Genomic DNA, 14,313 nt, shown 5'->3' on the forward strand with positions numbered 1-14,313 from the left:
AATGTCGCGGTCGGAATCACCCTGACGCATGCGCGCCAGTACCTGTCGATACTCAAACACTTCGAACCTCCTTCGACTCATCGGCCCTCCGGGCAAAAAGCCTGAAGGTACCGGGTTGCGGAAATTCAAAATGCGTTTCGGGCTGGCACCCGACAGAACACTGAGCCTGCTACGTGGCTCGATTACGCCGATCCTGCGGTGGCTCCAATACGCCGATCATCGAGTGGCCCGATTGCGCCGATCATGCACTGGCTCGATTGCGGCGATCATCCGGTGGCTCGATTACGCCGATCTCGGAATGGCTCGAATATGCCGGTCAGTGACACCAGGCCTCGCCGGTCTGCAGCAGCTGTTTGATCGGACTGACGGTTCTGATGATCAGTATCTCCCCGCGAGACCTCCGACTCTACCATCCCCCGCTCGCGGGCAACGGCGCGCTTGCCAGCGGCGTTGGCCTTCGTATACCGACGGTTCTAGTTGCCGCGCAGCGGCTTACCTTGTTATGTAAGGGACTGCTGGGTTTTTGTAGGGGCGACTCAACCACATAGCAAAGCGCCGCACGGAGGCGGCGCTTTGCTGACTGAAAAGCTACTCCCACTACCCACACGGAATGCGGACGACATAGGCCGACGTCATGAACGGCGACCCGCTCGGCTTCATCGGGCAGTGGGCCGCGACCGGCCACCTCACTCGTCGCCGGCCGGCGCCAGTTCCCAACCGGCGTTTTCACCGTTGCGGGATAGCGGATTAGCTTCGCCGACATCGGTGGGTAGGTCGGCCGGGGCGAGGGTGTAGCTGTAAAGCTCGTACAGCACCTGTTGCATTGGCGTGTAGTAGACGATGGAGCGGCCGATAGGCTCGCCGGAGGAGATGATCCCGATCAGTTGCCGTTCGTAGGTGACGACCGGTCCGCCGGAGTCGCCGTTGTCAATGCTGCTGAGCTCGGACGAGTGCGCGGCATTGATGTGCTCATAATTCGGTCTCCAAACTCCCTCCTCGAGAGACATGCCTTGCCGCACGCAGCGGACTCCGGTGCGCCAACCGCTTGTGCAGAACCGTTCATACGGCGCGTCCGACCACCCGGTAACAGCAAGGCGCGCTTCCTGCCCGGCGCGCGGCATGAAGACCTGGTTATTCGCAAGGGGCGTATAAGTCTGGACCGGACTGCAGAAGGCTGCGCTGTGGTGAGAGGCGCATTGCAAGGACATCGGATTCGGCTTCGGCGATACCCGCACGAGCTCGATGTCCGAGGTAGCCGACTGCCACACGACGTTGCCGATGGCAACGGTACCCACCTGGATGGTCGCGTACATCGGCGCGCAGTGCTTGGCAAGCACGAGCCATCGTGTGGCACGTTGGTAAGGCGTCAGTCTGAAGAAGAAGCTCTTGGGCACCAACACCGCCCCTACGCTGCATGATCCACCGGGAACGCTGACCTTCGAGCCAGAGATGACCGGCAGGACGGCGCGGTCGGGATTGCGAGGCTGCACGACGTCCGGGGTTTGCGCCGTGGCTACCGAGGATGCGAGGGTGGTGGCGATGGCCATCGCGAGGGATGCCACACGCTTTCGTGGTGATAGGGTTTTCATCAGGGATTGGGTCCTCTCAGGGATGTCAGGATCGGGGAAAGTGGTGGTTCGCGAGGCTCATTTCAGGCCTCCGGCTCGCCTTCGTCGGCACCATGTCGGCCGGGGCGGCGTCGGGGCCCATCTCGGGGGCCTGGGTTCAGCAGATCAGTTCGTTCGGGTTCGTCTGCATGTCTCGCTCCTCAGGGACATGGATTTTTGCCACTTTTATCGGCGTTGTTGCATTTAGTCCCCACGCAGCGGCTTACCTTGACGACGAAGGTAGGCACAGCGCTCCAGCACCCCCGTTCGGGGGAAACGTACCTTTGGTGCAAAAAATGGCGGTTGGGTCCGAAAAGATTCAAAAAATCAAAGGTCCTGAGGCCCGGCGCTGTTATGCGTCTACGCGCTGCGCGACGAACTGAAACAGCTGTGCTTCTGCCGCAAACCCGCCTCGGCACAAAAGGCCTACGAGCGGTGGTTCAAGCAAGCCCGGCAAAGCGGGATTGCCGCTCTGACATTGTTCGCCCAGCGTCTGCAAGGCTATTGGCAGGGCTTGGCGGCCCGTTGCCGGCGTCCGTTCAATACCAGCGTTGTCGAGGACATCAACAACACCATCAAGGTCATTAAACGTCGCGCTTACGGGTACCGCGACGAGAAATATTTCTTCCTCAAAATCCGCACTGCGTTCCCCGGTAGTCCTCGAGGAACCAGAAACTTGCCAGTAAGTCCCTGCAATTCCTACACCCCGATTTCCACCGGAAGCCTGAATGTTCAACATTCCGCGGATTGTTATGAGCCAACTGGATAGAAGCACTGCGTAAATGCGCGGGTCGTGCAGAATACGTCCGCCGAGGACTGCTGGCTCCAGCCTCAGCAATCTCGCTAAGATAAACATCGACTTGGTGAGTCAGTTTGGCCAGCGCACCTTCGCTTCGGACATCGGCCAATGTCACATTTCACCTCGCGCCGCTGAGGAATGTGGGATTTCATTTTGTCATGGCCTAGTTTCTCGTAGGCATTATGCGAAGCTCAATGACCAGTCGCTTTGCTCCGCGGCGTGACTCCCATGCCCATTTTCCCCGCCGGGCCCGCAGTAGTAGGTAGAAGTATCGAAAGGGTCCGCAGGACTTGGAATTGAGTACATTTCGATCGGAACCTCAGTAGCCTGCGCCGCCACCCCCGTTAGAGCAATGGACAGCAGGACACCACATAGCACTCGCTTCATATTTTTCATAGGCACTCCATATTGGAACACGTTAATACACCGTAATTTATTTGCCCTCGCGGCACTGCCCGCCGCAGGTTGCGTATCTTACGAAATTTTCTACGCAATCACTAGAAGGAAGGGACATCAAATATATTGATGCCGATGCTGCTCATCATGGAGGTCGGTGCTGAGAGATCGTGGCGCGAGCTTGTCGTTCGAGGCATGAGGAAAACCAAAGGTATTCGTACGTCCCGCATCCACGTCTTTGCAGTCTTGGCGGTCCTTTTCCATGATCTTCGAGGTGCCATTGCCTGCACTAATTGCTGGCTTAGGCTCCTGCCGCTCTCAGTATCCGGCTGTCTGAATTGCTCAGGCACCTCTTCGCGATGCTTCCCGGGCGGCGGAACACGGCCCCTACTACACGACTCTCGCATACCATTCATAACGCTTGTGAAGTCGGGGGGGGCTTGAGATCCCCATCAAAGATTTTCCTATAGGCATAAATTGTCTTTATTTGATATCGCCCCTGCTATTGAGGTATAAATTACGGCAGCGATTTATTGGGGATCAGAAAATGTAGTCTATTCGAAGAAATAGGCCATTGTTATTACCTAAGCAGTGGTCACTTTCCTCAGAAAAACGTAGCATTGAATGTCTTATTGCGCGTTTTTGTGATGCATATCTACATGGCAGTTTGCAACATAGAGGAATGCAGGCAATGACGAAGAGCCGGCCAGTTGCTGTCCAGCATTAGCCCTGAAAAAGGGAGTTTCCACACGATCTCGCCCCTCAACTGCCGATCGAGTAGCCTGCGTTGCAAAGTTGGGGATATTCGAGTGGAATAGTCGTTCTCAACTGCTGCCGCGGCACATCACAGCGGCTCATCGGCCATTCCGTTGGAGCGCGGGAATCCTCGCTGGTCAGTGCCTGATTGTCATATCCAACGGCAGGCACTACGATCACCGAAACTTGGGATCCCGCGATTCTTCTGTTGTTCCGTCGACAGTGTGCATCGCCGTTAGTGACCAAACGATAACTACATTTTTCCATCGAGCGAAAAGGGGGCAGCGCGGTCGCGTCACTGTGTCTGTCCTGGCATTCTCCTGCCTGTGGCAGGAGTCAGATCTCTTTTCGTTCCTGTATCGGACAAACCGGGGTGCGAAACCCCACGGAGCCGCACATGAACGTCACAGTCACCTCCTTGCGCCAGCCTTTGCGGCTGGCAACATCATCCGGATCCCTCCGTCAATCGATCTGCCGATCTGACTGGCTTCGATCCGTCGGCACTTTACCGGCAATCTCGCGTGGCACCCGTGTGCCTTGAGCGCATTGGTGCGTTCGGTATTTTCCGCCCCACTACTCCTTCGATTTGATCATGAACCAACTTCACTACTGCTCGTTGGCCGGCGCATTGCTAGCGCCCCTCAGTTCTACCTGCTCAGCCCAAAGCGTCACGTTATACGGTGCACTCGATGCGGGCCTCACCTACGTCAGCAACGTGGATGGACATGCGCAATATCGCGCGACGTCGGGATTGATAGATGGCAGTTTCTGGGGGTTGCAAGGTGCCGAAGATCTGGGCGGCGGAGCCCGAGCACTTTTTCGCATGGAGCGAGGCTACTCGGTGACCTCGGGCGAAGGATTCAACGATCATCCGATGTACGTGGGACTTCAATCCGAGACCCTCGGGACGCTGACCCTCGGCCACCAATACGACCTGATTCACGACTATTTCGCGCCGTTCACGCTGACAGGGGGAACCGGCGGTACCGCGCTCGCGCATCCGTTTGACAACGACAATGCCAACAACTCCTACCTAGCCGCGAACTCCGTCAAATATGCAAGCGCCTCTCTGAACGGGTTCAGCTTCGGCGGCATGTATGCATTCTCCAACACTGCAGGCCGGTTCGCGCAGAACCGTGCATACGGCATTGCTGCGAACTACGGCAATGGCCCATTCAATGCCGGTGTCGCATGGATGCACAACAACGGACGCGGCCTCAACGAGGTCGGTGCCTACTCGCCATCGGCATTGCCCGGCAGCGGTCAGACAATAATCGACGCCAGTGTGCAAAAGCAGGATGCGGTCGCCGCCGGCGCGAGTTATGCGCTCGGCGATGTGACTCTGGCAGGGGCGTGGTCGCGTTCGATCTACACAGGCGTTGCCGATGCGGACAGCGGCAGCGTTTTGCCGTCGATCGGGTTCAGTAACTACGAGATCAGCGCGGTCTGGCAAGCTTCGCCCGCCCTCTCGCTAGCGGGTATGTACGTGTTCTCCGACGCTTCTTCGGCGCATTGGCACCAGGGCGCGCTGCAGGCCGTCTATCAACTGTCGAAGCGTACGGACGTGTAGGCGGAAACGATCTATCAGCACGCGTCATTGGGCGCGCCTACCGTGATCAACACCAACGATCCGTCAAGCAGTCAAAACCAGTTGCTCGTCGGCACGGGCATCCGGCACCGCTTCTAGGGCTGGATGATGTCGGCTTACGACGCCGCGAAGCGCGCAGCACACGACGCTACTCCGCAACCAGTTGTTCGTTTTGAGCTGAACCGGCCGCTTGCCGGATAGAACGGACGCTGCATATGCGGTCAACGACTCGGCGCGCCGCGCTGAATTCGCCCGTCAAGGCATCGACTTCCGTGTTGAACGGCCGGCCGCTGCCGATATCGAAGCGCGGCGCAAACGCCGCTGCGGTGTTCCCACTTTGCTGGCCGCTGTCGTCAAATGAATTGAAAAGATTGCGACTTACACGAAGTTGTCTCTAGATCTTTGGGCGTTGTCGCCGGTTTTGCATAGCCGGGGTGGCCGGTTACTGCTCGATGAACATGCGCCACTCCGGGAACTGCTCGAAAAAGCTCTCGCCCACATAGACATGATAGACAACGGGCGAATTCGTGCTCGACAAGGTATGGGGCGTACTGAAGGTGGAAAGCCCTAGGTCAATGCCGCTGGTGCTCGCCCATGCAGTCAAATCGTCCAGCAGGTTGTCCGCTTCGTCGCGCGATACTCGCAATTTGATCGGCTTCATCGCCAGTTCCGCAGATGCTCAAGATCGTCGGATGGATATCATAATCGAAGCGCCGGGTAAGTCATACGCGGGGCAACCGGGAGATGCCCGTGGGGCTCGATCGCGCGCTTTCCGGCATTAGCCTACCTCAGGCAGGTCCGCCGGGTCCTCATTTGATCGCGGTCCGTGCCAGCCGAACAAATCGCGGGATTGGAGTGGTGCAGCAGATGGTGTTACATTGCTAGCCTTTCCTCCTCGTGCGCCGCGTTTTGCGCTTCCCGATCGCACGCTGGTTCTGCGGGCCGTGTTCATTGCCCGTTGCGATCCTTCATCTCGTGCCTGCCCCGCAGCCGGCAACCGCTGGTTTCGCGATCGCCGGGCAAACCCCTTCAGGAGAATGTATGGCAAAGGTTGATCCGTGCAATTCAGGTCCAGATACAGCTGCATCAGCGCCGAAAGCGTCGGCCCGGCGCGCATCGAAGAGCAAGGCAACCGCAGGCCTGCTGCCGGTGGATACAGTGTCGCCGGACGAAGAGCAGCAGCGTCAGATGCGCGCACTCATTCAGCTCGGAAAGAAGCGCGGCTACCTGACTCATGCCGAAATCAACGATCACCTGCCGGATAACTTCGCGCAGACCGCTGCCATTGAAACCATTGTCAGCACCTTCAATGACATGGGCGTCGCGGTCTACGAACAGGCGCCTTCAGCGGAGGTGCTGCTTATGAACGATGCGGCGCCGGCAACCATGTTGGATGACCAGGCCGACGAGGAGGCGGAAGTGGCGCTTTCCACCGTCGATTCGGAATTCGGGCGTACGACCGATCCCTTCCGCATGTATATGCGTGAAATGGGCGCGACCGGATTGTTGACTCGCGCGGGTGAGATCGAGATTGCGAAGCGAATCGAAGGCGGCCTCCAGGAAATGATCCGGACGATTGCTGCGTGCCCGGTTACCGTCTCCGCGCTCCTTCTGAGCGCGAAGCAGATTGAAGCCGGTGAACTGCGCATCGACGAACTGATTGACGGAATCAATGAGGAAACCGAATCGGTCGAACAGTCGTCGACGGATTTCGCTGAAGCGCCGCACACCGAGCAGGCCACAGCTGACGATGACGACGACGGCGATAAGCACAGCGAGATTGAAGACCGGGACACGGCGAGGGCGAACGAAGCGCGCCTGAAACAGCTCACGAGCGACAGCCTCGTTATTTTTGCCCGGGTGCGCGAGCTGTTCGAGCAGATTTCTTGTTCCCATGCTTTGCAGGGTATGGGGCGGGTAGCTGGCGCGGACCTGCGTGAAGCGATCCAGCGCGAGTTGGCGCCCATTCGCTTCACGGCGCGAACGATCGATCGGCTATGTAACGATGTGCAACAGCAGGTCGCACAGGTGCGCGCAGTCGAGCGCCATATTCTGCAAATTGCTGTTGATCGATGCGGCATGCCGCGCGAGAAGTTCGTCGAGTCGTTTCCGGGACGCGAAACTGATCTCGCGTGGACTGAAAGCACGGCGGCAGCGTCGCGCGAGTACGGCGCCGCCCTCGAACGTAGTCTGCCGGCGATTCAGGCTGAACAGCGGAAGCTTCTCGATATCGAAACGAAGGTCGGACTGCCGTTGCAGCAGTTGAAGAATATCAACCGGCAGATGATGGCGGCGGAGTCGAAGATGCGGCAGGCAAAGCGCGAGATGATCGAGGCCAACCTGCGCCTCGTGATCTCCATTGCGAAAAAATATGTGAACCGCGGCATGCACCTCCTGGATCTCATCCAGGAAGGAAATATCGGCCTGATGAAAGCCGTCGACAAATTCGAATACCGACGCGGCTGGAAATTTTCAACTTATGCGACCTGGTGGGTGCGGCAGGCAGTCACGCGTTCGCTTGCGGATCAGGCTCGCACGATCCGGATTCCTGTTCACATGATGGAGTCGATCAACAAGCTGAACCGGATTTCCCGTGAGATCCTGCAACAATCCGGACGCGAGGCTCATCCTGCGGTGTTGGCGCAGCACATGGAATTATCGGAAGAGAAGGTTCGCGCCATGTTGAAGATTGGGAGGCAGCCCTTATCGCTTGAGACGCCAGTGGGTGACGATGCTGATGCGACACTTGGCGATATGATCGAAGATCCGACGGCGACGTCGCCCGCCGATGCGGCCGTGCAGGCGAATCTGCGCGCCGCGATCAATACGGCGCTCGACGCATTGTCGCCGCGTGAAGCGAAGGTGTTGCGGATGCGTTTCGGGATCGATACCGCATCTGACTGTACGCTTGAGGAACTGGGCAAACAGTTTGACTTGACGCGCGAACGGATCCGGCAGATCGAAAGCAAGGCGATGCGAAAACTGACGCATCCGAACCGCACCGCCAAGCTACGACCATTTCTCGACGATTAAGGCGCTGACGCGTGCATTGGAGGCTTGTGCCGTTTCGAAGGGGGCTTGAGCAGTCAATTGTCGACCGGATAGTTGCGGTCCGATACCTCTGGGTCAGGGCGGGCCCGATGCGCGTCGGGCTCCGCGGGACAGTGGGTCATCGTCCGCTAGCGCCGACTCACAACAGGACTGCCTGCTGCAAAAGTTCCAGAGCCTCCAATTCGTCCAGCCGTCCTGTGCGCGCCTTTCCTGCCAACGTCTTGATCAATGCTTCCGCGATTGGTGCGATGCCGTGGAGATTTTCCAGGCTGGTGACCGAAGCGGGGAGTGGGACGAGGTTTTGCTGGGAGATTGCGGCGGGCTCAAGTGCCTCAGGGGTTGCCGATATGACTGTAGGCAGCTCGCCGTCATTTCCTTCAGAAGAGCGACCGGCGGCCTCGGCATGCGCATCGCTTGATCATGCGGACCGACGACGATTGCCGTGTTCTCATCTGCGACGTCCGCTGAAGCTGGCGAGACATTTTCCGGCTCGACCGGGACGCCCGTCCGCGTGCGTCGCGTGTGCGCCTTCGGATATGCGGGTTTGCCTGGCGCACCTTTCTTCGTCGCAGGCTCGACCGACTCCTGTTGTGCAACGGATCCCCGACTGCGCGAAGCAGGGGTCAGCAAACGTAACACCGACTCGGGAATTTCCATTTCCGAGCGCGGTGTGTCCAGCCAGCCAGTCGGCAAACCAAGACGCTCCGTGAAACGGTTCGCCTCGGCATCGTCCATGCGCTTCTTGCCATATAGCCGATGGGCGGTATTGGACTTAGTCATCGACATGACGACACCGAGGCGCGCCTTGGAGCCGTTGCGACCCGTGAGAACCTGGAGGTTCTGCCGTCGAATGTTTTCAAGCGTGGCGCTGTCGTTTAACGCCAGCGGTTGCTGCCGGGTCGCTTGAGAAGAGGCTCTGGGTTTCGATGATGAGCGTTTTCCTGCCGCATGGGCGCCTGTCAGTCTGGTCAACTGGCCTCGACTCTTTTTGACGGTCACCGGCGACCCGCCCGTTGCTTTCTTTGGCATTTCCGTTTCCTCGGACAGGTTGTCTGCAAGAATGGATTGTTGGCCGCCGTTCGGGGCGGAAGCCGGTATGCGCGTTTGAGACGCAACCTCGGGCTCGCTGTCTGTTTTGATAAAGTCGAGCGGTGACTTCAGACGGGCGATGGTTTCGGGCGCGAGGGCAGGATGGGGCTGGTCAAAGAAACCATGCGGCAGTCCAAGCGTGGTTTCCATATGAAAAGCGGTCTCGGGCGTGAATCTTTCACCCTTCATCAATTCAGCAACTCGCGTCATGTTCGAGTCGAGTCCGAGCGCGATATTCTCTGCACCCACCGCATCGACGAGAAACTGGAACGACCGTGTTTTGAAGATTGACGCAGTCTGAGTGGAGTCTCGAGGAGGCGCCTTCAAGTAGGGTTGTCCCGGCCGGTTGGACGGAGACGTTTTCGCGTGGCGAGGTTGGCGTTGTCCGCTGTCCCGAGGTCCCGCAAATCGTCCGCGCCCCCGGCGGGTCAGAATTCAATCGGCGTTGACACTTTGCCCTCCAGGCGCTCCTGTACATATTGACGCAGCCGTGCATTAGTCGCCAGCTTCGCTGGCTTTGGTCGTTTAGCGAACCGTTCCGCCTTCCACTGCGCGACCGAAGCACGATACTCGAGGCACCCACCACGGGTCGCCGCATTGCGCGTGAGTTCCCGCGAAACGGTTGATGGATTGCGTCCGATACGGCGGGCGATCTCGCGCACCCCGAGGCCCTGGGCAGAAAGCAATGCTATCTCTTCTCGCTCAGCGAACGACAAGTATCGACCCGCAATAGGTTTCGACATGAATAGTGGCATGCCGCCACGATAGCGGAACCAGCGCGAGCCTACCGCTTGAGATGCGCCTACCGCCTCCGCTGCTTTCTCGCTTGTAATGCCAGTCGCGATCTGGTGCCAAAACCGACGCTCGATCTCATGTCCAAGTGATGGCGCGCCCGGCGAGTACATCGCTCCTCGCCCCGTCAACCGATACACCTGCTTTACACTTCGTCCCATGCAACACCCCTCGATAGAAGGTGTTGCGACGACCGGTTGAATTCGCCCTGATTGTTACGGTACGACAGCATGGACGTCGCGTGCACATAGACGATCGGTCCAGCGTGATAGGGCCTTGGCCGATACGTCGTCATCGCTACCCGCAACGTCTCGCGCACCGTCCGTAGTGCCGGCGGCATCATCGCGTTGTGGCTATTTGGGCGGTGTGCCATGCGTCCATTGCGCATGCGCAAATAATCTACGACATTCGCGAGTCTGTCCTTCACGTAGTGCGTAAGTTGCGCCTTGGGGACGGCGCGCAGCCTGCGCCAGTGCCAGCCGAGGAAGTCACGGTTGTGCCGCAGCCAGGCCCGCCACGGGAGGCAACGCTCGTGCGCATAGGTATCGATCAGGCACAGCAATTCCATTTGCTCGCCGGCGCGGCTTAGCTGTTGCGCAATCTCGACCGCAATCAATCCGCCGAACGAGTAGCCCGCCACCGCGTAGGGTCCCGTCGGCTGCACGCTGCGCATCTGTCCGATGTAGCTGGCCGCGATTTCGTGAACGCGCCGTTGTGCCGGCTGCTCGCCGTCGAGGCCTCGTGCCTGCAGCCCGAACATCGGGCGCGGCGTCTGCATCGCCGCGATGAGCGCCGAGCATTCCATGACGGTGCCGCTCACCCCGTGTACCAGGAAGAGCGGTGTACCCGTGCCTGCTCGTATCGGTACGACCGTCGGCGAAGATTGCGGCACTCCGGGCTCGTCGATTGCCGCGGCGAGGCGCGCAATGGTCGGTGCGATGAATAGTGTCGCGAGCGGCAGCGTGCGCCCCGTCGACTCATTCACACTGGCAAGTAATCTCGCCGCCAGCAACGAATTGCCACCTAGTTGGAAGAAGTTGTCGTCGCGACCGATCGGAGCTATGTCGAACAGTCTTTCCCAATGCGACTGCAAGTGCCGTTCGAGATCCTCCCGGGACTGGCCCACCGGCGCCAGTTCGCGCGTTGCCGAGTTCAGCGCCGGGTGACGCCGAATCGCGTCCAGACACTCGGGATTGCGCAGCGCCGCCGTGTGGCGCACCGGCAGGCCGCTGATCGCGTTGCGTGCGGCCGCTTCCGACGGCTTGCCATTGTGCGTAACCGGCAACGCATCGACGGCGATGATGCGGTCGGGCACGTGCGCCGGAGATGTGCGACGTGCAAGGTCGCGGCGCACACGGGCGGCCAGCGCTGCGTTCAGCTGGAAGCCTTCGCGCAGCACGAGCATCAACACCGTACGCTGATCCGTTGGGGCTGCGTTCGAAGAGCCAGCCGTCATATTGCGCAACGACTGCTGAACGACCATCGCGTCGCGGATTTCCTCGATGTCATCCAGTACGCGATAGATCTCGACCGGCCCGACGTTGAAGCCGCGCACGTTCAGGACGCCATCGGTGCGGCCATGCAGTCTCGCAGTGCCTTGCGGCGAAAACTCGATCAGATCGCCGTGAGTCCAGACGCCCGGATTGCTCGCGAAATAGGCGGCGTGAAAGACGGTGCCGTCCGTGTCGCCGAAGAAGCCGAGTGGACGTGACGGACACGGGTTCGCGCACACCAGTTCGCCGATCCCGTCGACGGACTCGCCCTGCGAGCGGGCCTGAACGTCAAGCGCAAGACTCTTGCATTGGGCTTCGCCTGCGTAGACCGGCAGGTTGGGATTGCCTAGCACAAAGCAGCCGATGATGTCCGTGCCGCCCGAAATCGACTGCAAAGGCAGCGGCTTCACGTGATCACGCACCTAGGTGAACTGTGGGTCGAACAGCACTGCGGCCGTCGACATCATCGCGCGCAGGGCGCTTAGATTGAACTGCCGCCCTGGCATCAGCCCAGCGTCTTCGCTCATCTTCAGATAAGCGGCACTTGTGCCGAACACCGTGGCGCGCTCGTCGGCAACGAGGCGCCATAGCGTATCGACCGTCGAGATCGGGCCATCATAGGTGACGATTTCGACGCCGGACGCAAGCGCCGACAACTGCCAGTTCCACATCATCCATGCGCAGGTGGTATGGAAGTACATCCGGTCGCCGGGCCGCAGATCGCTATGCAGCCGATGCTCCTTCAGGTGTTCCAGCAAAGTGCCGCCCGCACCGTGCACGATGCACTTGGGCTTCCCGGTGGTGCCCGACGAGAACATGACAAAAAGCGGGTGGTTAAACGGGAAGCGCCGCCATTCGAACGATGCGGCGTCGCTGTGCTCGACCAGTTTATCGAGCGAATAGATTCGTTGCTTGACCGCATCTGGTAGGGCGCCATCGTCGAGACGGACAATACATTCCAGCGACGGCAAAGCAGCCGCCAGCTCGCCGATCTTGGTCGCGACCGGTACGCCCGTGTCGAAAGTCTGCGCCGCTGCGTGCGCGAACAGCAGGCGCGGCGAGAGCGGTGTGAAACGATCGAGGAGCGTCTCGACACCCATCTCCGGTGCAGCCGTCGACAGCGTTGCACCGAGCGCGGTGACCGCCAGCGCAGTGACGACCGCTTCAGCGTCGTTGCGCATCACACACACTACGCGATCCCCTTGGCGCAGTCCCAATTCCGTGAGTGCATGCGCGAGACGCGATACGCGATCGCGCAGCTCACCGCGAGTCAGATGCACTCGCCGGCCATCGGCGTGACAGGCTGTCAGCGCAGGTGCCTCGGCCCTTGCTACCGACAAGCTCAAGAGGTTGTCGGCGTAATTCAGTTCGAGTTCCGGGAAGAACTGTGCGTGCTCGCATTCGTCGCCGACGCACACGGGTTCGAGACTGCCGGACCAGTCAAGACCTTCAGACCATTGCACGAAGACTTGCCAGAACGTTCGATATGCCCGTCCCGAGAAATCGTGCAGCGTTTCGTAGCTGTCGAAGATCTGGCCCGTGTGCGCCTGCAAGGCTGCGGTGAACGCGGTCATTTGAGAAGTGGCGGCGCACTCGGGGGTATTGGTGAAAATGGGGGCGCGTTCCGGGATTGCACCGGGGTTAGGCGACGCACAGGGCAATTGCAGGCGATCCATATTTCCTCCATGCAAATGCAGAAAGAGGCGGATTTAAGATGCCCGTTTATAGTCAAATTAATGCTATTGAGCCGCCTTCTTTTTCTATTTGCGAAAACGTACTTTTAGAAGTGTTTATTGGGCACCTGAACTTTGATGAAAGCACTGTAACCTGGCACGCCGGAGAACGATGCTAAAAGGTAAATTTGCCAACGCTTTTCGCGTACGTGTTGCTTCAGATCAATTTTCCCGTACGCTCTCAAACGGGCAAGCACGCGGGAAAATGCGCCGGCCATCTGAACCCAATTGATCCCTTTAGCATGGAGGCCCGGATGCAGCGGCTCATAGAAGGTGACGATCACAGGGAGGTGGCGAGGCCAATCCAAAGGCGTCTCAATTGCCCAAAGATAGCGCTGTATGACCATCCCCCCGATTGGGACGCGGTGTAAGCGGGTGTCAACGGGAGATGAAGTGGTGACACAACTGGCTCAAGCACGCGACGAGTCTTGTCCAATTCAATTTTCGGCGCTTGCGCCGCTTCCAGTACGCGAGGTCGAGCGTACTCGCCAAATCTGTCAGCAAACGAATCTGTATTATCCACCGACGAGATCCTTGGATTAACCTAAAAACCGCAGGTAAAAATTCGTTATCCATCACCTTGCGTTTTCCCGGACGGAACGGGTCTAAACTTTGACTTAATGAAACAATGGATGCATCCAATGCGTCGTTGCAGTGAGGAAGACCGATTATGATCGCGTTGGAATAATCTTTGAACTGTTGCTATTATATTGGGTCGTTACGTTATTGACTTTGGCCTGACCCACGAAGAGTTCCTGAGGTGTTAGTGATATCAAAGTCAACTACATGTTCGCGCAGACATCGGCAGGGTGGAGCTTGCCAGAGTGACGAAGAGCGCGGGCTTTCACCAAGGCCAAGGAGGAATTTAGCCAGCTACCTCAAGGACTGATATGACTTTCCGTGTCAATCGCGATCGGTTCTCGGTCTGGGTACATCTGAATTTCCTGAGGGCGACGTAGCAGTACGTCTCGACGGTGGGTCACACTGATATCCGCGGGTTGGTTACCGC

Annotated in this window: 5 protein-coding genes and 4 pseudogenes; 3 read left to right on the top strand and 6 right to left on the bottom strand. The window is 58.8% G+C overall.

Annotated elements, in window-relative coordinates; genetic code table 11:
• Positions 1-686: 686 nt before the first annotated feature.
• Complete coding sequence (locus ACLFKU_RS40315) at positions 687-1,589, bottom strand: trypsin-like serine protease (RefSeq protein ID WP_410852938.1); 903 nt, start codon at positions 1,587-1,589, stop codon at positions 687-689.
• 367 nt (positions 1,590-1,956) lie between these two features.
• Here ACLFKU_RS40315 and ACLFKU_RS40320 point away from each other — a divergent pair.
• Positions 1,957-2,271: pseudogene (locus ACLFKU_RS40320) on the top strand (transposase); the annotation flags it as partial.
• Positions 2,272-4,150: 1,879 nt separating this feature from the next.
• Positions 4,151-5,128, top strand: a complete 978-nt coding sequence (locus tag ACLFKU_RS40325; protein ID WP_410852942.1) for a porin — start codon at positions 4,151-4,153, stop codon at positions 5,126-5,128.
• Positions 5,129-5,588: 460 nt separating this feature from the next.
• Here ACLFKU_RS40325 and ACLFKU_RS40330 read toward each other — a convergent pair whose 3' ends face one another.
• The gene (locus ACLFKU_RS40330; protein ID WP_410852939.1) at positions 5,589-5,807 is read right to left on the bottom strand and encodes a hypothetical protein; all 219 of its coding nucleotides are present in this window, start codon (positions 5,805-5,807) and stop codon (positions 5,589-5,591) included.
• 380 nt (positions 5,808-6,187) lie between these two features.
• On the opposite strand from ACLFKU_RS40330, the gene rpoD reads away from it, so the two are divergent.
• Complete coding sequence (rpoD, locus tag ACLFKU_RS40335; protein ID WP_410852940.1) at positions 6,188-8,179, top strand: RNA polymerase sigma factor RpoD; 1,992 nt, start codon at positions 6,188-6,190, stop codon at positions 8,177-8,179.
• 157 nt (positions 8,180-8,336) lie between these two features.
• Here rpoD and ACLFKU_RS40340 read toward each other — a convergent pair.
• From ACLFKU_RS40340 to ACLFKU_RS40355, 4 genes and pseudogenes are all read right to left on the bottom strand, one after another.
• Positions 8,337-9,613: pseudogene (locus ACLFKU_RS40340) on the bottom strand (hypothetical protein).
• Between the two features lie 113 nt (positions 9,614-9,726).
• Positions 9,727-10,218 (bottom strand): annotated as a pseudogene (locus ACLFKU_RS40345) (transposase); the annotation flags it as partial.
• A gap of 95 nt (positions 10,219-10,313) precedes the next feature.
• Positions 10,314-13,247, bottom strand: a pseudogene (locus tag ACLFKU_RS40350) (acetoacetate--CoA ligase); the annotation flags it as partial.
• A 104-nt stretch (positions 13,248-13,351) separates the two neighbouring features.
• Positions 13,352-13,651, bottom strand: a complete 300-nt coding sequence (locus ACLFKU_RS40355; protein ID WP_410852941.1) for a hypothetical protein — start codon at positions 13,649-13,651, stop codon at positions 13,352-13,354.
• Between the last annotated feature and the right edge of the window lie 662 nt (positions 13,652-14,313).

This window comes from Paraburkholderia sp. EG304 (genome assembly GCF_046543485.1).
Taxonomy (GTDB): Bacteria; Pseudomonadota; Gammaproteobacteria; order Burkholderiales; family Burkholderiaceae; genus Paraburkholderia; species Paraburkholderia youngii.